The following is a 1,010-nucleotide window of genomic DNA, read 5'->3' as shown; positions in this document are numbered from 1 at the left end:
CCGGTGCCGCCGCCGCGCTGGGCCTGCCGGCCCTGGCGCGGCCATCGGCCGCGGGGCCCGACCTGTCCGGCGTCACCTTGCGCATCGGCACCTACAAGGGCCTGTGGCGCCCACTGATCAGCGCGGCCGGCCTGGCCAACACGCCCTACCGCATCGAGTGGCGCGAGTTGAACAACGGCGTGCTGCACATCGAGGCCATCAACGGCGATGCGCTGGACCTGGGGTCGGGCAGCGAGATTCCCGCGCTGTTCGCGGCGCGTCAGAAGGCCCAAGTGCGCTTCGTGGCCGTGACGCGCGAGGATTTGAACAACCAGGTCACGCTCGCCCGAAAGGATGCACCCATCCAGCGCATCGCCGATCTGAAGGGCAAGCGCGTGGGCTATGTGCGGGCCACCACCTCGCATTACTTTCTGAGCCGCCAGCTGGCCGAGGCGGGCCTGTCGTTCGCGGACATCACGCCGGTCAGCCTCACGCCGTCCGATGGCCTGTCGGCCTTCGACCGGGGCGACCTGGATGCCTGGGCCATCTACGGCTACAACGGGCAGATCGCCCGGCTGCGCTACGGCGCGCGGGTGCTCAAGACCGGGGTGGGCTACCTGTCGGGCAACTTTCCGCTCTACGCCAACCCCCGCGCGGTGGCCGATCCGCTGCGCCATGCGGCATTGGCCGACTACCTGCAGCGGCTGCGCCGCGCCTACCTGTGGGCCAATGGCAACTACCTGGACTACGCGCGGGCCCAGGCCGCCGAAACCCGGGTGCCGGTGGGCGATCTGATCGAGCTGTGGAACAACCGCAGTACCGACTACGACCTGCGCCCCGTGACCGAGGCCGTGGTGCAGGGCCACCAGTCCGTGGCCGATGCCTTCCTGCAACTGGGCGTGCTCGACGGCAAGGCCCAGGTGGCGCCGCTGTGGGACCGCAGCTTCGGCCCGGTGCTGGCGGGCGCGGACCCCGCCGCCGCCTGAGCACCGCGCGCCACACGCTCAGATCGCCGCGGCGGTGGCAGCCCC

At 71.2% G+C, this 1,010-nt stretch carries 1 protein-coding gene; it reads left to right on the top strand.

Features of this window, described 5'->3' with window-relative positions; translation table 11 throughout:
* A partial coding sequence (locus tag AC27IQ_RS25610) for an ABC transporter substrate-binding protein (RefSeq protein ID WP_487091314.1) occupies positions 1-965 on the top strand: 965 nt, incomplete at its 5' end.
* Between the last annotated feature and the right edge of the window lie 45 nt (positions 966-1,010).

The organism is Acidovorax sp. KPB24-07 (assembly GCF_057543315.1).
Note: the sequence above shows the minus strand (reverse complement) of the source record. Positions and strands in the feature narration are given on the sequence as shown.